Source organism: Acinetobacter sp. ASP199 (assembly GCF_022700675.1).
Classification (GTDB): Bacteria; Pseudomonadota; Gammaproteobacteria; order Pseudomonadales; family Moraxellaceae; genus Acinetobacter.
Map to the genome: position 1 here is coordinate 2,439,434 of NZ_CP062182.1, position 18,932 is coordinate 2,458,365.

The following is an 18,932-nucleotide window of genomic DNA, read 5'->3' on the forward strand; positions in this document are numbered from 1 at the left end:
AGAGGACGGTTTTTTTACGCAAAAAATTTAAGCCTGTTTTGCATTTTCACGCTCTTCCACAGCTTGTTCAAGCTGAGAAAGAATCGGATTTAATAAAGCCTGTTTACGTTTGAAACTCGCTTTATTGACGATTAAACGTGAAGATACCTTGCAGATTTCTTCAAGTGGCTCAAGACCATTCGCACGCAGTGTATTACCGGTATCAACCACATCGACAATGTAATCCCCCAGACCAACCAGTGGTGCTAGCTCCATAGAACCATAAAGCTTGATTACATCAACCTGCTCACCGAGGCTTGCGTAATACTGACGAGTCAGGTTCACATATTTGGTCGCGATCTTGAGACGGCCTTTCGGACGTTCCATGCCAACCTTGCCTGCTGTCATTAATTTACAGTTGGCAATTTTCAGATCCAGTGGTTCATAAACATTCTGTGCACCATGTTCCATGAGCACATCTTTACCTGCCACACCAATGTCCGCAGCACCATTTTCTACATAGGTCGGCACATCAGAAGCACGTAAAATCAGAATACGAACTTGTTTATGGGTCGTCGGGAAAATCAGTTTACGAGACTTATCCGGATCTTCTAGCAGGTTAATGCCTGCTGTTTCAAGTAACGGTAAAGTTTCTTTTAAAATACGGCCCTTACTTAATGCTAAAGTTAAACCATGATCAAAATTGCCCATTACGTCAAAGTTTGGATCATCGTTTCTCATATCGCTCATTAACTTACTCGCTTAATTTGGGCACCTAAACCTTGTAACTTCGCTTCGACATCTTCATAACCGCGGTCAATATGATAGATACGGTCAATCACTGTTTCCCCTTCAGCTGCAAGCGCTGCCAGCACCAAAGAGAATGAAGCACGTAAATCTGTCGCCATGACTGGTGCTGCAGAAAGTTTTTCTACACCAGTGACTACAGCATCATTACCTTCAATCTGAATATTTGCACCCATACGTGCCAATTCAGGAACATGCATGAAACGGTTTTCGAAAATCGTTTCTGAAATTGTCGCAAAGCCACGGCCAATTGCATTGACTGCCATCAGCTGAGCCTGCATATCTGTTGGAAATTCTGGATGCGGCAGAGTACGGAAGCTGACAGCTTTCGGACGTTTACCCATCATATCCAGTTCGATCCAGTCATCACCACGTGTGACTTCTGCACCCATTTCTTCAAATTTCTCCAATACTGATTCAAGCAGGTTTGGATCAGTATTAGTCGCTTTCACTTTACCGCCTGTGATCGCAGCAGCAGCGAGGTACGAACCGGTTTCGATCCGGTCAGCCACGACAGCATATTCACAACCATGCAGACTTTCTACACCAGTGACAACTAAAGTATCTGTATCTAAACCTTCGATCTTGGCACCCATTTTAATGAGCATTTGCGCAAGATCGGTAATTTCAGGCTCACGTGCTGCATTACGGATTGTCGTCACGCCATCTGCCAGCACAGCCGCCATCAGAATATTTTCAGTACCACCAACAGTCACCATGTCAAAGACAACTTCGCCACCTTTCAGACGACCATCAACTTTGGCATGTACATAACCAGCTTCAACCTCGATTTCAGCACCAAGCGCTTCCAACGCTTTTAAATGCTGATCGACTGGACGAGAACCAATTGCACAACCGCCAGGTAAAGATACCTGTGCACTACCGTAGCGCGCTAACAATGGACCAAGCACCAAAATAGATGCACGCATGGTTTTTACTAACTCATATGGTGCAAACTGGTTATCCAGGGTTGAAGTATCCGCAATAACAGTATCACCTTCGTATTTCATGGTGATCCCGAGACCGGCAATAAGCTTAACCAGTGTGTTTACATCTTTCAGATTAGGCACATTGGTCAAGGTAATAGGAGTGTCTGCAAGAATCATTGCAGCCAGTAGTGGAAGTGCAGCGTTTTTCGCACCGGAAATCCGCACTTCACCTTCGAGCTTATTGCCGCCCTGAATTAAAAATTTATCCATTAATCTATTAAGCTCCAAATAAGCTTGCTTTGCGCCATTCTTCTTTGGTCATTGCGCGAATTGTTACGGCATGGACTTCACCACTGGCGATATAAGAATTGAGAGGAGCATAAACAGCTTGTTGTCGAGCAACTGGACGCTTACCATCGAATTGATCATCCACAATACGGAGATCATACTTGCCACCCTGACCACTCACAGCAATGTCAGCCTCTGGGAACGCGGCTTTTAGGATTTCAGCGAGCTGTTCATTATTCATCACAAGACCTCTTATAGGACTAACGGTGTAAAACGGATCATTTTACTATAAATAAAAAAAATAATTCATTAGTCACATACATTATATATATAAAAAAAAGAGGCTTTCAAAACCTCTTTTTTCCATTCTGCCCGATTATAAAGCCAATGGCTGATAATTCATGTTCATTTTTCGATACCGATCGATCTGTTTTTTTAATTTTTCCGTCAAAATCTTGATCGAGGTATACATATCATCAGCATTGGCATGCGCAAAAAATTCGATTCCCGGTAATCTGATAATCGCTTCCGCAATGTGATTACTACTTCCTTTTTTAGAGCGCTTATCAACCTGATGATCTTTTGAAAGCTTAACCTGCATACTGTTCACTTGATCCAGATGTTTAGTCATCTGCTGGAACTTTGTTTTTATAGTATCTTCAATTGCTGGCGTAATAGATAAATGATGTCCACGAATTGTTATTTGCATAGTTCTATTCCTCAACTTCGTTAGGATTAGACGAGTCACAGTCAAATGATTCGATGACAATAACCAATGCAAGGTTACCGTTCGGAAATTGGATCAAATCATTTTACGGTTCCTCAAAAGAAAAAGAGATTCATCATATCGTCATGATGAATCTCTAGAATAGTCAGATTTTAAAACTTAGATCAAGACCTTTCGTTCAGAAGATGAAGGAATATGTAACGATTCACGATATTTAGCGACTGTACGTCTTGCCACATCAATGCCTTCTTCTTTTAAAATATTGGCAATTGCGTTATCCGACAATGGCTTACGTACATTCTCCTCAGAAACCAGTTTTTTGATCTTGGCACGAATCGCAGTTGAAGATGCCTCCCCCCCCGAAGTCGTACCCACATGACTAGAAAAGAAATATTTCAATTCAAATAATCCACGTGGAGTCAGCATGTATTTATTGGTAGTAACACGAGAAACTGTTGATTCATGAAGTTCCACTTCTTCAGCAATATCACGTAGCACTAGCGGCTTCATCCCTTCAGCACCAATTTCCAAGAAGGCTTTCTGATGCTCCACAATACAAGTGGCTACTTTCAACAAAGTCTTATGTCGCTCGTCGATGCTTTTAATGAAATTCTTGGCTTCCAGCATCTGGTTTCTTAAATACTGGTTGTCATCACTTTGATCAGCACGACGGATCATATTGGCATAAAAAGAATTTACACGTAGCTTAGGCATGACATCCGGGTTCAGCATCACCTGCCAGCAATCATTTTTCTTTAGCACAACAACATCTGGTACCTGATAGTCGGATTCACGGTCTTCAAACTCCAGACCAGGATGTGGTTTCAATGTTTTCAGCAAATCTATCGCACAGCGTAATTGATCGGGATTCAAACCGGTTTGTTTAATCAGCCGAGGTAATTCATTGGAAATAAGTAATTCATAGTGCTGTAGAAGCTTGATCGCATCATCGCGACAAGGTGTCGAAGCCGGCAAATTATCTAACTGTACCATCAGGCATTCAGCCAAGTTGCGAGAACCCACCCCAATAGGCTCTAATCGTTGTATATGCTTGAGTACAACAAGTACTTCGTCATCTTCTATCTCCTCCTCATATTCCATGCTTTGTAACAAGTGTTGAACTGAGGCGGTGATTTCTGAAATCTCGACTTCAAGGAAGCCTTTGTCATCTAATGAATCAATAATGCAATGCGCAATCAGCTTATCTATTTTAGAAAAATGCAGAAGATTCACCTGTTCAATCAGATGCTGCTGTAAGCTTAAATGCCCCTGACGATTATCTTCACGTTCTTCATATTCAGCTGCACCTAAGCTAGTAGGTTGATGGGTATACACATCATCCCAATCGGTATCTACCGGCAAATCATCAGGTAGATGATCAGCATTCAACTCATTAGTTAAGTCTTTTTGTTCATTCTCAATTTCAGAAGTAGACAAACTTTCTAAATTTGATTGTTCTTCAACTTTTTCTAGCAAAGGATTACTATCTAGCTGTAATTGAATTTCCTGTTCAAGTTCCAGACTAGACAGTTGCAATAATCGAATTGCTTGCTGTAATTGTGGAGTTAATGACAGCGAGTTCGCAACTTTTAAGCTCACTGATAATTTCATTGTTACTCCTCATTATTCAAACCGCGCTTTATAAGCAATTTTTATGCCGCTTTATTTTTTTATAGCACAGATTTCCTAAATCACATACAATTCTTTGCTTTTTTCATGCAATATTAAAGCTATTCCTCTTAAATATTAATATTAATTAGCGTCTTATTTTTATCAAATGATCTTATCTTCTTGTGTAAATTTAAGATAAATTAAAAAATCCACACATAAAAAAACACCCCCTGTTGTCAGGGGGTGTTTTGGAATAATGAGCTGGCGATGACTTACTCTCACATGGGTAACCCCACACTACCATCAGCGCTAAGAGGTTTCACTTCTGAGTTCGGGAAGGGATCAGGTGGTTCACTCTTGCTATTGTCGCCAGCACAACTGTTTATGGATACTCGCCAGGTCTTATGGTTGCCTTGCTTTCTACCAAATAGAGTACATTAACAGGTATATCTGAGTTGAATTGTAACATAAAGCAGAGCTTTATGTCTTGCACTCAGGCAAACGCTGTTGCGTTTGCTTAATCTTCGTTCATCTAGCGTATTCTGAATCAAGATCAGTCAGTGTTGACTGTTTGGTCTTTAATGAATCAATCTCTGCTCACTGCTTACGCAGTTCGTACAACAACTGTTTGGGTGTTGTATAGTCAAGCCTCACGAGCAATTAGTATTGGTCAGCTTCATGTATCACTACACTTCCACATCCAACCTATCAACGTCGTAGTCTTCAACGGCTCTTTAGGTGACATAAAGTCACAGGGAAATCTTATCTTGAGGTAGGCTTCCCGCTTAGATGCTTTCAGCGGTTATCCCTTCCGAACATAGCTACCCGGCGATGCGACTGGCGTCACAACCGGTACACCAGAGGTTCGTCCACTCTGGTCCTCTCGTACTAGGAGCAGATCCTCTCAAATTTCCAGCGCCCACGGTAGATAGGGACCGAACTGTCTCACGACGTTCTAAACCCAGCTCGCGTACCTCTTTAAATGGCGAACAGCCATACCCTTGGGACCTGCTTCAGCCCCAGGATGAGATGAGCCGACATCGAGGTGCCAAACACCGCCGTCGATATGAACTCTTGGGCGGTATCAGCCTGTTATCCCCAGAGTACCTTTTATCCGTTGAGCGATGGCCCTTCCATACAGAACCACCGGATCACTAAGACCTACTTTCGTACCTGCTCGACTTGTGGGTCTCGCAGTTAAGCGCGCTTTTGCCTTTATACTCTACGCGTGATTTCCGACCACGCTGAGCGCACCTTCGTACTCCTCCGTTACTCTTTAGGAGGAGACCGCCCCAGTCAAACTACCCACCAGACATGGTCCTCGCTCCAGATAATGGAGCAGAGTTAGAACCTCAATATTACCAGGGTGGTATTTCAAGGACGGCTCCATGGCAACTAGCGTCGCCACTTCAAAGCCTCCCACCTATCCTACACAAGTAAGATCAAAGTTCAATGTCAAGCTGCAGTAAAGGTTCACGGGGTCTTTCCGTCTAGCCGCGGGTACACCGCATCTTCACGGCGATTTCGATTTCACTGAGCCTCTGCTGGAGACAGCGCCCCCATCATTATGCCATTCGTGCAGGTCGGAACTTACCCGACAAGGAATTTCGCTACCTTAGGACCGTTATAGTTACGGCCGCCGTTTACTGGGGCTTCGATCAATAGCTTCGCTTGCGCTAACCACATCAATTAACCTTCCAGCACCGGGCAGGCATCACACCCTATACGTCCACTTTCGTGTTTGCAGAGTGCTATGTTTTTAATAAACAGTTGCAGGGGCCTGGTTTCTGAGGCTGTCGACAGCTCAAGGAGCAAGTCCTATCACCATCAACAGCGTACCTTCTCCCGAAGTTACGGTACCATTTTGCCTAGTTCCTTCAGCAGAGTTCTCTCAAGCGCTTTGGTCTACTCGACCTGACCACCTGTGTCGGTTTCGGGTACGATTCCTGTTTAACTGAAGCTTAGAGACTTTTCCTGGAAGTATGGTATCAGCCACTTCACTGTACAAGTACAGCTTGCTATCAGTTCTCAGCATAGAGTACCCCGGATTTGCCTAAGATACATGCCTACAACCTTCCACCTGGACAACCAACGCCAGGCTGACTTAACCTTCTCCGTCCTCTCATCGCATTAAACAGAAGTATTGGAATATTAACCAATTTCCCATCGACTACGCCTCTCGGCCTCGCCTTAGGGGTCGACTCACCCAGCCCCGATTAACGTTGGACTGGAACCCTTGGTCTTTCAGCGAGCGGGTTTTTCACCCGCTTTGTCGTTACTCACGTCAGCATTCGCACTTCTGATACCTCCAGCAGACTTCTCAATCCACCTTCATCGGCTTACAGAACGCTCCCCTACCACTTGCAATAAATTGCAAATCCGCAGCTTCGGCATATAGTTTTAGCCCCGTTACATCTTCCGCGCAGGCCGACTCGACTAGTGAGCTATTACGCTTTCTTTAAAGGGTGGCTGCTTCTAAGCCAACCTCCTAGCTGTCTATGCCTTCCCACATCGTTTCCCACTTAACTATAATTTAGGGGCCTTAGCTGGCGGTCTGGATTGTTTTCCTCTTGACTACGGACGTTAGCACCCGCAGTCTGTCTCCCGGATAGTACTCATTGGTATTCGGAGTTTGCATCGGTTTGGTAAGTCGGGATGACCCCCTAGCCGAAACAGTGCTCTACCCCCAATGGTATTCGTCCGAGGCGCTACCTAAATAGCTTTCGGGGAGAACCAGCTATCACCGAGTTTGATTAGCCTTTCACCCCTATCCACAAGTCATCCCCTGGCTTTTCAACGACAGTGGGTTCGGTCCTCCAGTCAGTGTTACCTAACCTTCAACCTGCTCATGGATAGATCACCCGGTTTCGGGTCTATACCCAGCAACTAAACGCCCTATTAAGACTCGGTTTCCCTACGGCTCCCCTATACGGTTAACCTTGCTACTGAATATAAGTCGCTGACCCATTATACAAAAGGTACGCAGTCACCGAACAAGTCGGCTCCCACTGCTTGTATGCATGCGGTTTCAGGATCTATTTCACTCCCCTCACAGGGGTTCTTTTCGCCTTTCCCTCACGGTACTGGTTCACTATCGGTCAGTCAGGAGTATTTAGCCTTGGAGGATGGTCCCCCCATATTCAGACAAGGTTTCACGTGCCTCGCCCTACTCGACATCATCATATCAGCCCTTTCGTGTACAGGACTATCACCCACTATGGTTGCACTTCCCAGAGCATTCCACTAAAACTGATATGACTTAATGGGCTGTTCCCCGTTCGCTCGCCGCTACTGAGGGAATCTCAATTGATTTCTTTTCCTAGAGGTACTGAGATGTTTCACTTCCCTCCGTTCGCCTCATTAACCTATGTATTCAGTTAATGATACCTGGCTTATACCAGGTGGGTTTCCCCATTCAGACATCTCCGGATCACAGGATATTTGCCGCCTCCCCGGAGCTTTTCGCAGGCTATCACGTCTTTCATCGCCTCTGACTGCCAAGGCATCCACCACATGCACTTAATTACTTGACTATACAACCCCAAACAGTCGTTTGTTCCTACAAGTAGAACAACCAACATAACAGTTTAGTGTCTTGTGAACTTAATCACTGTACAGCTTCAATTAGATTCATATACCAAAACGCTTGATTCAGTTTAATCGCTAGAACTCATTTCATTCAACTTTCACAATTGCTTGTTAGGTTGTTTAAAACGAGTTTGAACAAATTATTTCAACTCAAATATATTCTGTTAATGATTTCTCTAGCCTTCGTCAGGTCTAGATGCTGTGATAAATCACAGAATTTAATAAGATGCGCATATTACGCCAACTTCTTACTAAATTCTATAATCTAACAAACCGTTTGCTTATTACGTATCCGAAGGATACGTGGTGGAGACTAGGAGAGTCGAACTCCTGACCTCCTGCGTGCAAAGCAGGCGCTCTACCAACTAAGCTAAGTCCCCAGCTTATCAATAAGTCAATGTTTCTGATTTCTTCACTCTGCAATTGCTTGCTTGTCGTTAGTGGTGGGTCTGACAAGACTTGAACTTGTGACCCCACGCTTATCAAGCGTGTGCTCTAACCAACTGAGCTACAGACCCTCAGATACATCGTCATGAAGAACAACTTGTTGTGGATTCTTACCAATCGTCAATCTTTCGTTAAGGAGGTGATCCAGCCGCAGGTTCCCCTACGGCTACCTTGTTACGACTTCACCCCAGTCATCGGCCACACCGTGGTAAGCGTCCTCCTTACGGTTAGACTACCTACTTCTGGTGCAACAAACTCCCATGGTGTGACGGGCGGTGTGTACAAGGCCCGGGAACGTATTCACCGCGGCATTCTGATCCGCGATTACTAGCGATTCCGACTTCACGCAGTCGAGTTGCAGACTGCGATCCGGACTACGATCGGCTTTTTGAGATTAGCATCCTCTCGCGAGGTAGCAACCCTTTGTACCGACCATTGTAGCACGTGTGTAGCCCTGGCCGTAAGGGCCATGATGACTTGACGTCGTCCCCGCCTTCCTCCAGTTTGTCACTGGCAGTATCCTTAAAGTTCCCGGCATAACCCGCTGGCAAATAAGGAAAAGGGTTGCGCTCGTTGCGGGACTTAACCCAACATCTCACGACACGAGCTGACGACAGCCATGCAGCACCTGTATCTAAGTTCCCGAAGGCACCAATCCATCTCTGGAAAGTTCTTAGTATGTCAAGGCCAGGTAAGGTTCTTCGCGTTGCATCGAATTAAACCACATGCTCCACCGCTTGTGCGGGCCCCCGTCAATTCATTTGAGTTTTAGTCTTGCGACCGTACTCCCCAGGCGGTCTACTTATCGCGTTAGCTGCGCCACTAAAGCCTCAAAGGCCCCAACGGCTAGTAGACATCGTTTACGGCATGGACTACCAGGGTATCTAATCCTGTTTGCTCCCCATGCTTTCGTACCTCAGCGTCAGTATTAGGCCAGATGGCTGCCTTCGCCATCGGTATTCCTCCAGATCTCTACGCATTTCACCGCTACACCTGGAATTCTACCATCCTCTCCCATACTCTAGCTTTCCAGTATCGAATGCAATTCCTAAGTTAAGCTCAGGGATTTCACATCCGACTTAAAAAGCCGCCTACGCACGCTTTACGCCCAGTAAATCCGATTAACGCTCGCACCCTCTGTATTACCGCGGCTGCTGGCACAGAGTTAGCCGGTGCTTATTCTGCGAGTAACGTCCAAACATCTAGAGTATTAATCTAGAGTTCCTCCTCCTCGCTTAAAGTGCTTTACAACCAAAAGGCCTTCTTCACACACGCGGCATGGCTGGATCAGGCTTCCGCCCATTGTCCAATATTCCCCACTGCTGCCTCCCGTAGGAGTCTGGGCCGTGTCTCAGTCCCAGTGTGGCGGATCATCCTCTCAGACCCGCTACAGATCGTCGCCTTGGTAGGCCTTTACCCCACCAACTAGCTAATCCGACTTAGGCTCATCTACTAGCGCAAGGCCCGAAGGTCCCCTGCTTTCTCCCGTAGGACGTATGCGGTATTAGCGTTCCTTTCGGAACGTTGTCCCCCACTAATAGGCAGATTCCTAAGCATTACTCACCCGTCCGCCGCTAAGATCCAGTAGCAAGCTACTTTCTCTCCGCTCGACTTGCATGTGTTAAGCCTGCCGCCAGCGTTCAATCTGAGCCATGATCAAACTCTTCAGTTTAAAATCAATAGCACCTATAGGGTGCCAATCTTGGCTCATCAATTACTGACAAAAAATTTGCTCAAATAAACTTCGAGAAATTTCTACCAATTATCAATGAAAATAGTTTCGATTGATCAACCAGTAAAAATCCACACAAGTTGTTCTTCATAATCTCTTAATGATCTTCTTGTTGGTTCGTCACCAGCAAGCTAGGTCGGCTATATTACCCCCTATCTCTAGAAAGTCAATCAGTAATTCAAATTATTTTAAACTTCCCTTCTAAAACCTAACTTAATCAACTTTAACTAAGTTACTGTTTTATCAGAAGTTTTAATCTTCATCACCGCCGATGGATGTGCATTCTACAGTATTTCAGATCCCTTGCAACCCCCTTTTTCAACAAAAATCATCGCCTGTTTATTTATTCTACAGAAATCAGCGTTTTTTCTACTCTTTGATTAAAAAGGGCACAGAATTAAGTATTTTATTTAATAATTTCTTTGTCTTTCTTATAAAAAAACCTCATTGCCTCTCTAAAGCTGCCTATAAATCAATTATTCTTTATGTGATTTTTTATTTAAATATTGATTCCCCCTCTTTTACCAGCACCTCCCTCTCATCATCTTTATCTTTGTAAATACTTTCTATGCATTTATAAAAGCACCTATATCAAGAACAACTCTGATAAATATCTTTTAGCGAAATATGTACAGTTACCTGGAGCCTCTTATTTTCAACCAACAGTGTCGCAATGATGGGTTTAGATTAGTATTATTTAGTGATGTTATAGAATTATTATTCTGGATGAGTGATCACATCAGTTAGATCTAGCCATATACAAAGCAAAGCCATCCCAATAATGTCGAACAATAGACAATGCTGAATATTTCAAAAAACAAGTGATTTAATTGAGAAGATATTTAAAAGCACGTTCTAATTTTATTTGGGTTATTAAATTTCAGGCATAAAAAAACCGCTTAAGCGGTATTTACTTATATCATCAACCATCTTTCGATAGATGGTCGGAGCAGTAGGATTCGAACCTACGACCCCCTGGTCCCAAACCAGGTGCACTACCAGGCTGTGCTATGCTCCGATGTTCAACTCAAAGAGTTGGGGTGAATGATGGGATTCGAACCCACGACAACCGGAATCACAATCCGGGGCTCTACCAACTGAGCTACATCCACCATCAAGGTGTCTTCATTATTTAGGCATAAAAAAACCGCTTGCGCGGTATCATATATCTTGACCACCATGAAGAAGATGGTCGGAGCAGTAGGATTCGAACCTACGACCCCCTGGTCCCAAACCAGGTGCACTACCAGGCTGTGCTATGCTCCGATGTTCAACTCAAAGAGTTGGGGTGAATGATGGGATTCGAACCCACGACAACCGGAATCACAATCCGGGGCTCTACCAACTGAGCTACATCCACCATTGCCTTGGTTCTTAAATATCAAGCGACCAAAAATGGCGCGCCTGACAGGATTCGAACCTGTGACCATCCGCTTAGAAGGCGGATGCTCTATCCAACTGAGCTACAAGCGCTTTACTGATGATTCTCACCATCCGCCTTGAAGAATTGGTCGGAGCAGTAGGATTCGAACCTACGACCCCCTGGTCCCAAACCAGGTGCACTACCAGGCTGTGCTATGCTCCGATTCATCTCAGCTTTCGTATCAAGCTTATCGCTTGGTACGGTGTGCATTCTAGGCGCGACGCCCTAAGACGTCAACACCTATATTTAAAAAAAATCAAAAAATCACTTCAAGCGTATATTTATCAAGCATTTCAGACATTTTTTATACAAATCCTAACGCTTTAGACCTGCACTAAAGTCCAGCATTCGATCAAGTGGTAATTTTGCCCGTTCTGCCAATGTAGGATCGACATGAATTTCCTGATCTCCATGTTGCAACACATGCAAAATGCCATCAAGTTCATTCATCGCCATCCAAGGACAATGCGCACATGAACGGCATGTCGCGCCTTCCCCAGCAGTTGGTGCTTCAATCAGGATCTTGTTCGGTACAGCCTGCTGCATTTTGTAGAAAATGCCGCGGTCTGTTGCCACAATCAGTCGCTCATTCGGTAAAGTCTGAGCAGCTTTAATGAGTTGTGAAGTACTGCCGACTGCATCTGCAATGGCAACTACCGATTCTGGCGATTCTGGGTGTACCAATACTGCTGCATCAGGATACAGTGCTTTCATGTTTTCAATGCCGCGCGCACGGAATTCTTCATGCACAATACACGCACCATCCCATAACAACATATCTGCACCGGTTTTCTTCTGAATATAACGACCAAGATGCTGATCCGGTGCCCAAATGATTTTTTCACCTAAGCTATCTAGATGCTCGATAATTTCTACTGCACAGCTTGAAGTTACTACCCAATCCGCACGTGCTTTTACAGCTGCCGAAGTATTGGCATAAACCACCACGGTATGATCAGGATGGGCATCACAGAACTTGGTAAATTCATCGACAGGACAGCCAAGATCCAGTGAACACGTTGCTTCTAGCGTTGGCATGAGCACAGTTTTATTCGGTGATAAAATTTTTGAAGTTTCCCCCATAAATTTTACACCAGCAACGACCAGAGTAGATGCTGGATGATCACGACCAAAACGTGCCATTTCCAAGGAATCAGACACACAACCACCGCTAAGTTCTGCCAGCTCCTGAACTTCAGGATCACAGTAATAATGTGCGACCAGTACAGCATCACGCTTTTTAAGTTCTGCCTGGATCTGAGCAAACTTTTCCTGCTTGGCCTGTTTACTCAACTGATGCTCTTTTGTCTCGCCCAAGCGATCTAAATGTGCCTGCACAATTGATTTGGCTTCATTGGCTATCAGTTTGGTTGCATCATTCATAACAACGTCTTCTCTTTTCCTATATGCCTGACTTCCGCCAGACATCCATCCTACATCACATACCGGTCAGTTTTTGCAATCTGCCTTTTTGACCATTTAGTAAAAAATTAAAAAGTATAAAAAAGCCTCCAGACGGAGGCTTTTGAATTAAATCAGCATTATGAGCGATAGTCCGCATTAATTCGGACATAGTCATAAGACAGGTCACAAGTATAAACCGTATCTTTCGCTGTCCCTCGTCCAAGGTCAACACGAATGGTCATCTCTGCCTGAGCCATTACTCGTGCACCAGCTTCTTCAGTATAGTCTGCTGCTGCACCACCATCTTTACAGATTTGTACATCATCTAACCAAACCTGAATTTTTGCAACGTCTAAGTTTGGCACACCTGCATAACCAATCGCAGCCAGGATACGCCCCCAGTTTGGATCAGAAGCAAAGATTGCTGTTTTCACCAGCGGAGAATGCGCAATACTATATGCAATATCACAACATTCTTGTGTATTAGCCCCACCTTCAACTGCCACAGTGATGAACTTGGTCGCGCCTTCACCATCACGTACGATCAATTGAGCCAAACGTTTCATGATACGTGTCAATACTTCAAGTAATACTGCATAACGTGGATCTTCGCTAGTGCTAATTTCAGTACCACCCGCTTGACCCGTTGCAATAAAGATACAAGAGTCATTGGTTGAGGTGTCACCATCAATCGTAATACGGTTGAATGACACGTTGACTGTGGTAGAAAGCAGTTGTTGAACCAGTTCACGGCTAATCGGTGCATCAGTCGCTACATAACCCAACATGGTCGCCATGTTCGGACGGATCATACCTGCACCTTTAGAAATACCAGTCATGGTATAAGTGATGCCATCCATTTCGAACTGTTCAGAAGCACCTTTGGGTGTGGTATCTGTAGTCATGATCCCAGTCGCTGCATCTCCCCATGCATCATCACGCAATGAGTCTAGTGCTGGCTGTAAACCGCTTAATAGGCGCTCCATTGGTAGTTGCTCACCAATAACACCAGTTGAAAATGGCAGAATTTCAGCAGCATTTACCCCTGCGAGTTCTGCCAGTTTGGCACAAGTCGCTTCAGCATTTGCCATGCCTGTAGGCCCCGTACCCGCATTGGCATTCCCGGTATTGATGACTAAATAACGTGGATTACCTACGGCTAAATGTGCCTTAGACACATGAACAGGTGCTGCACAGAAAGCATTCTGGGTAAATACGCCCGCAACATTGGAGCCTTCAGCCAGTTCAAATATCACCAGGTCACGTCGGTTCTGATAGCGCACATACGCTTCTGCCGAACCAATTTTCACCCCTTTCACCACATGCATCTGTGGCATAGATACGTCACCAACTGCCATTTTAAAATGTCCAATATTGAAGTTTTAGAAAAATACAGCTTAGTTGATCTGAAACAAAAAATCGAGCCAAAGCCTGACAGACACTCTCTTTTCTTATGGTTTTTCACAATAAAAAACCAGTCATAGCGACTGGTTTTATTCAGCTCAGCAAAACTTAGTTTTTTACCAGCTGGGTTGCTTGATCAAGCAGTGCTTTTTTCGCTTGTTGCTGACTGGTTGCAGATAAGGCCGGATTAGATGCCACAATACGGTCTGCATTGGCTGCATTGGCCGCAGTAATTGCAGCAGTTTGCAATACAATCGGACGATTCGGATTGGCAAAGGTATAACGGATACCTGTACGAGGACTTTCTACAGTCACCTGACCATTTGCATCTACCTGAGCAGGTGCAGTTGTTGGGCCAATAGCTTGTTTTACTTTATCTACAGTTGTGGTTTCTGAAGCTGCAAAACTCAATGTAGGGATTGCCAATGCAGCAATCATCAACGGTTTTAATACTTTTTTCATTGTCTGTCCGCAATTTGATGTCCAATGAGCAACTAAATAACACTTAATGTTGTGAACTGCAATTCCAAATGTGCTTTTGAAAAACTTTTTCACATAAAAAATCAGAGCTCTGAGGCTCTGATTTTTTTATATCACTTAAATTTTACCGTGACACTGTTTGTATTTCAGGCCTGAACCACATGGACATGGTGCATTACGGCTTGCAGGTGGTTCAAATACTGGTGCAACTGAAGTGGTATTAGCATTTTGAAGGGTATGATCTTCTTCCCCATCTTCCAGCAGGCTATCGAATTCCTGATGGGATAACTGGATACGCATTGCTTCAGCCTGAGCCTGTTGCTGTGCTTCCATCTCAGCCAGTTCTTCTGCCGTTGGCACATGGATACGGGATAGATCCATCACCACATCAGACTTGATTACACCCAGCATATTCACGAACAGGTTATACGCTTCTTTTTTGTATTCCTGTTCCGGATTTTTCTGTGCATAACCACGTAAATGAATACCTTGGCGAAGATAATCCATTGCCGCCAGATGCTCTTTCCAGTGACGGTCCAGAGAATTTAACAGGAAGTGACGTTCCAAAGTTGCTGCCGATTCAGCACCCATCTGTTCACGACGTTCGCGGTAGCGATTGATCACTTCATCCGTAATACGTTCAACCAAACCTTCTTCATCCAGACGGCGGTCCTGTTCCAACCATTGACCGACTGGTAATTCGAAGTTCAAGTCTTCCTTCAGTGCCTGTTCTAAACCTTCAATATCCCACTGGTCATGAATAGATTCTGGTGGAACATAGTTAGCAATCATGCCCTTCATGACATCGCGGATCATTTCTTCGATGTAATCTTGCAGAGAATTTTCTGCCAGAATGTCATCACGTTGAGAATAGATAATCTTACGTTGTTCGTTATTTACGTCATCGTATTTCAACAGGTTTTTACGAATATCAAAGTTACGTGCTTCAACTTTACGCTGCGCATTTTCAATTGAGCGCGATACCATCTTGTGCTCAATCGCTTCATCTTCTTGCAGACCCATGGCACGCATCATGGCAATGATACGGTCGCCTGCGAAGATACGCATCAAGTCATCTTCAAGAGACAGATAGAAACGCGATACACCTGGGTCACCTTGACGACCGGCACGACCACGGAGCTGGTTATCAATACGACGTGATTCATGACGCTCAGAACCAATAATGTGCAAGCCACCTGATGCCAATACCGCTTCATGGTTTTCTTCCCATTCAGCTTTCAGTTGCGCTTCATCTTCAGGTGTTGGATTCTCAATTTTGGCGAGTTTGGCTTTCCAGTTACCGCCCAGCAAAATATCGGTACCACGACCTGCCATGTTGGTCGCAATCGTTACTGCACGTGGTGCACCCGCTTGAGCAATAATATCTGCTTCACGTTCGTGCTGCTTCGCATTTAGAACTTCATGCTGAATACCCGCCTCTCGCAATTTTTCAGAAAGAATTTCAGACGCTTCAATCGTTGCCGTACCAATGAGAATCGGTGCGACACCTGCTTCGTGGACACGTTGAATTTCCTGAATAATCGCGTTGTATTTACCTTCACGATTCAGGTAAATCAAGTCATTCTGGTCATTACGAATCATTGGACGGTGGGTTGGAATAAGTACCACATCCAGACCGTAAATTTCTTTCATTTCCGCAGCTTCAGTATCCGCTGTACCGGTCATACCAGACAATTTTTTGTAAAGACGGAAATAGTTCTGGAAAGTTGTCGTTGCAAGGGTCTGGTTTTCAGGCTGGATTTCCAGACCTTCTTTGGCTTCTACCGCTTGATGCAGACCTTCAGACCAACGACGACCCGGCATGGTACGACCTGTGTTCTCATCGACAATGATCACTTCACCTTCATGGATGATGTAATGCACGTTGCGTTGGTACAGGTAGTGTGCACGAATTGCCGCAGTCACATGATGCACCAGATTCAGGTTAGAAGCCGAATACAGGCTCTCACCCTCAGCCAGCAAGCCCATTGCAATCAGTTCATTCTCCACGAATTCAAAACCAACTTCAGTAATTTCTACAGAACGCTGTTTTTCATCAATCCAGAAATGACCGCCATCCGGCACTTTCTCTTCTTTTTGTGGATGTAATTTTGGTGGAATGCTATTGATTGCAGAATAAAGCTGAGAAGAGTCTTCACTTTGACCAGAGATGATCAATGGTGTACGTGCTTCATCGATCAGGATCGAGTCGACCTCATCGATAATGGCATAAGTCAGACCACGCTGCTTTTTCTCTGCCAGCGAGAACACCATGTTGTCACGCAGATAGTCAAAACCGAATTCGTTATTGGTACCGTAAGTGATATCGGCTTTATAGGCTTCAGCTTTTTCTGCCGGGTTTTGCATAGAGTAAATAATACCAATGCTCAAACCCAAAAATTCGAATAATGGACGGTTTAACTCGGCATCACGCTGTGCCAGGTAGTCATTCACAGTAATGACATGCACACCCTGACCACTCAAGGCATTCAGATAACAGGCCAAGGTACCCATCAGGGTTTTACCTTCACCCGTACGCATCTCGGCAATTTTGCCTTCATGCAGGGTGATACCACCAATCAGCTGTACGTCGTAATGACGCATTCCCATGATACGTTTACCTGCTTCACGGCAGACTGCAAACGCTTCAGGAAGTAATTTATCTAGACTTTCGCCGTTATTATATCGTTGTTTGAATTCTTCAGTTTTTGCAGATAAGTCTGCATCGCTTAGGGCAGATATCGTCGGCTCGAGCGCATTAATCTTGTCTACGATTTTACGCATGCGTTTGAGTTCGCGCTCATTTTTGGTACCGAAGATTCCTCCGATCAGACTTGCCAACATGAATAGACTCTCTAAATCTTGCTTGTCAAATGAATATGTTCTTAGTCGTTTATTATGGTGCTAGAAATTTGAACTACAAGGGTTTTAATAAAAAAACCTTATTCCAGCTTCCAGCCCGGAGATCTAAGGCAAGCTAATGTAGCAAATTTTGAACATGCAATATAGTAAAATGCATGGCTGTTTAATTCAAAAGCAGATAGATGGATTTCATCTTTATGCACTTTTATTCATAAGAAAAGCTAAAAACACTATTTTTAATTATAAAAAAACTGGTTCATATTAGATTTATCCAAATCAATAACAGAATTTAGAGGCACACATCATGGCTTTACGTTTAGGCGATACCGCACCAAACTTTGAACAACAATCAAGCGAAGGTCTCATTAATTTCTATGACTTTCTAGGGGATAGCTGGGGTATCCTGTTCTCGCATCCAGCAGATTATACGCCGGTATGTACCACTGAACTTGGCTTTACTGCAAAGCTTAAAGATGAATTTGAAAAGCGTAGTGTAAAAGCGATTGCATTATCCGTAGATGATGTGGATTCGCATCATGGCTGGATCAAAGATATTAATGAAACTCAAAATACCAGCGTGAATTTCCCAATTCTTGCAGATCAGGATCGCAAGGTGTCCACCTTATATGATTTCATTCACCCAAATGCGAGTGAAACTTTAACTGTACGCTCTTTGGTTATCATTGACCCAAATAAAAAAGTTCGCCTGATCATTACTTACCCTGCATCGACTGGTCGTAACTTCCACGAAATTCTACGTGTGGTTGATTCACTTCAGTTGACTGATCACCATAAAGTGGCAACGCCTGCCAACTGGCAACAAGGTGAAGACGTAGTGATTGTGCCTTCCCTGAAAGATGAGGAAGAAATCAAACAACGCTTCCCTAAAGGTTATAAGGCAGTGACTCCTTATCTGCGTTTAACGCCCCAGCCTGAGCAAGGATAAGCAGAGCGTTGCTCTGTCCTTGCGCAAGACGAGAAGCTATGCTTCGAGTAATAATAATTAAAGCGCTGCTTTAATTATTCGCAAGACAAGCGGAGCGCGTAGTTTTGGATAAGTGAAACACCTAGTACTTATTGATTCACCGAAGTATGAATATTTTAAATGCTGTAAGTTACTCTCCACCATGGAAATGAAGATGGTCAAAATCCTAAACATTCATTTCCATGTTTTGGTCGAAACCCATTGACGAGCCGGGTTCTCGAACTTCTTCTAAAGCCTGTCTTCAGACAGGCTTTTTCTTGTGAAAA

The 18,932-nt window shown here is 44.2% G+C and carries 10 protein-coding genes, 8 tRNA genes and 3 rRNA genes; 1 reads left to right on the top strand and 20 read right to left on the bottom strand.

Annotation, left to right across the window (positions count from 1 at the left end; genetic code table 11):
• Positions 1–27: 27 nt before the first annotated feature.
• The 20 genes from hisG to secA all read right to left on the bottom strand — a co-directional run bounded on the left by hisG (position 28) and on the right by secA (position 17,663).
• On the bottom strand, positions 28–729 hold the full coding sequence (gene hisG / locus IHE35_RS11605) for an ATP phosphoribosyltransferase (protein WP_242787654.1): 702 nt from the start codon (positions 727–729) through the stop codon (positions 28–30).
• Complete coding sequence (gene murA, locus IHE35_RS11610; RefSeq protein ID WP_242787656.1) at positions 729–1,985, bottom strand: UDP-N-acetylglucosamine 1-carboxyvinyltransferase; 1,257 nt, start codon at positions 1,983–1,985, stop codon at positions 729–731. The genes hisG and murA overlap by 1 nt, the downstream gene beginning before the upstream one ends.
• 7 nt (positions 1,986–1,992) lie before the next feature.
• Positions 1,993–2,244 carry a BolA family iron metabolism protein IbaG gene (ibaG, locus tag IHE35_RS11615; protein WP_004814457.1) on the bottom strand — a complete coding sequence of 84 codons (252 nt, stop codon included), beginning with the start codon at positions 2,242–2,244 and terminating at the stop codon, positions 1,993–1,995.
• Between the two features lie 135 nt (positions 2,245–2,379).
• Positions 2,380–2,712: a ribosome-associated translation inhibitor RaiA gene (raiA, locus tag IHE35_RS11620; RefSeq protein WP_242787658.1), complete on the bottom strand. Its 333-nt coding sequence runs from the start codon at positions 2,710–2,712 to the stop codon at positions 2,380–2,382.
• 177 nt (positions 2,713–2,889) lie between these two features.
• Positions 2,890–4,341, bottom strand: coding sequence for an RNA polymerase factor sigma-54 (locus IHE35_RS11625; RefSeq protein ID WP_242787660.1), 1,452 nt, complete (start codon positions 4,339–4,341; stop codon positions 2,890–2,892).
• Positions 4,342–4,600: 259 nt separating this feature from the next.
• Positions 4,601–4,715 (bottom strand): 5S ribosomal RNA (rrf, locus tag IHE35_RS11630).
• 265 nt (positions 4,716–4,980) lie between these two features.
• Positions 4,981–7,874, bottom strand: a 23S ribosomal RNA gene (locus IHE35_RS11635).
• A gap of 359 nt (positions 7,875–8,233) precedes the next feature.
• Positions 8,234–8,309: transfer RNA gene (locus IHE35_RS11640), tRNA-Ala, on the bottom strand.
• A 61-nt stretch (positions 8,310–8,370) separates the two neighbouring features.
• Positions 8,371–8,447, bottom strand: a tRNA-Ile gene (locus IHE35_RS11645).
• Positions 8,448–8,508: 61 nt separating this feature from the next.
• Positions 8,509–10,048, bottom strand: a 16S ribosomal RNA gene (locus IHE35_RS11650).
• Together the 16S, 23S and 5S rRNA genes with 2 tRNA genes alongside form the textbook arrangement of a ribosomal RNA operon.
• A gap of 1,001 nt (positions 10,049–11,049) precedes the next feature.
• Positions 11,050–11,126, bottom strand: a tRNA-Pro gene (locus IHE35_RS11655).
• Positions 11,127–11,144: 18 nt separating this feature from the next.
• Positions 11,145–11,220, bottom strand: a tRNA-His gene (locus IHE35_RS11660).
• Positions 11,221–11,297: 77 nt separating this feature from the next.
• A tRNA-Pro gene (locus tag IHE35_RS11665) sits at positions 11,298–11,374 on the bottom strand.
• An 18-nt stretch (positions 11,375–11,392) separates the two neighbouring features.
• Positions 11,393–11,468 (bottom strand) — tRNA-His (locus IHE35_RS11670).
• Between the two features lie 36 nt (positions 11,469–11,504).
• Positions 11,505–11,581, bottom strand: a tRNA-Arg gene (locus IHE35_RS11675).
• 35 nt (positions 11,582–11,616) lie between these two features.
• A tRNA-Pro gene (locus tag IHE35_RS11680) sits at positions 11,617–11,693 on the bottom strand.
• A gap of 153 nt (positions 11,694–11,846) precedes the next feature.
• Positions 11,847–12,914 carry a quinolinate synthase NadA gene (gene nadA / locus IHE35_RS11685; RefSeq protein WP_242787662.1) on the bottom strand — a complete coding sequence of 356 codons (1,068 nt, stop codon included), beginning with the start codon at positions 12,912–12,914 and terminating at the stop codon, positions 11,847–11,849.
• Between the two features lie 158 nt (positions 12,915–13,072).
• Positions 13,073–14,293: a bifunctional glutamate N-acetyltransferase/amino-acid acetyltransferase ArgJ gene (argJ, locus tag IHE35_RS11690; RefSeq protein ID WP_242787664.1), complete on the bottom strand. Its 1,221-nt coding sequence runs from the start codon at positions 14,291–14,293 to the stop codon at positions 13,073–13,075.
• Positions 14,294–14,447: 154 nt separating this feature from the next.
• A complete protein-coding gene (locus IHE35_RS11695; RefSeq protein ID WP_242787666.1) occupies positions 14,448–14,801 on the bottom strand; it encodes a hypothetical protein in 354 nt (117 codons plus the stop codon).
• Positions 14,802–14,936: 135 nt separating this feature from the next.
• Positions 14,937–17,663 carry a preprotein translocase subunit SecA gene (gene secA / locus IHE35_RS11700; RefSeq protein WP_242787668.1) on the bottom strand — a complete coding sequence of 909 codons (2,727 nt, stop codon included), beginning with the start codon at positions 17,661–17,663 and terminating at the stop codon, positions 14,937–14,939.
• Between the two features lie 322 nt (positions 17,664–17,985).
• Here secA and IHE35_RS11705 point away from each other — a divergent pair, with 322 nt between their 5' ends.
• A complete protein-coding gene (locus tag IHE35_RS11705; protein WP_242787670.1) occupies positions 17,986–18,627 on the top strand; it encodes a peroxiredoxin in 642 nt (213 codons plus the stop codon).
• Positions 18,628–18,932: the final 305 nt, after the last annotated feature.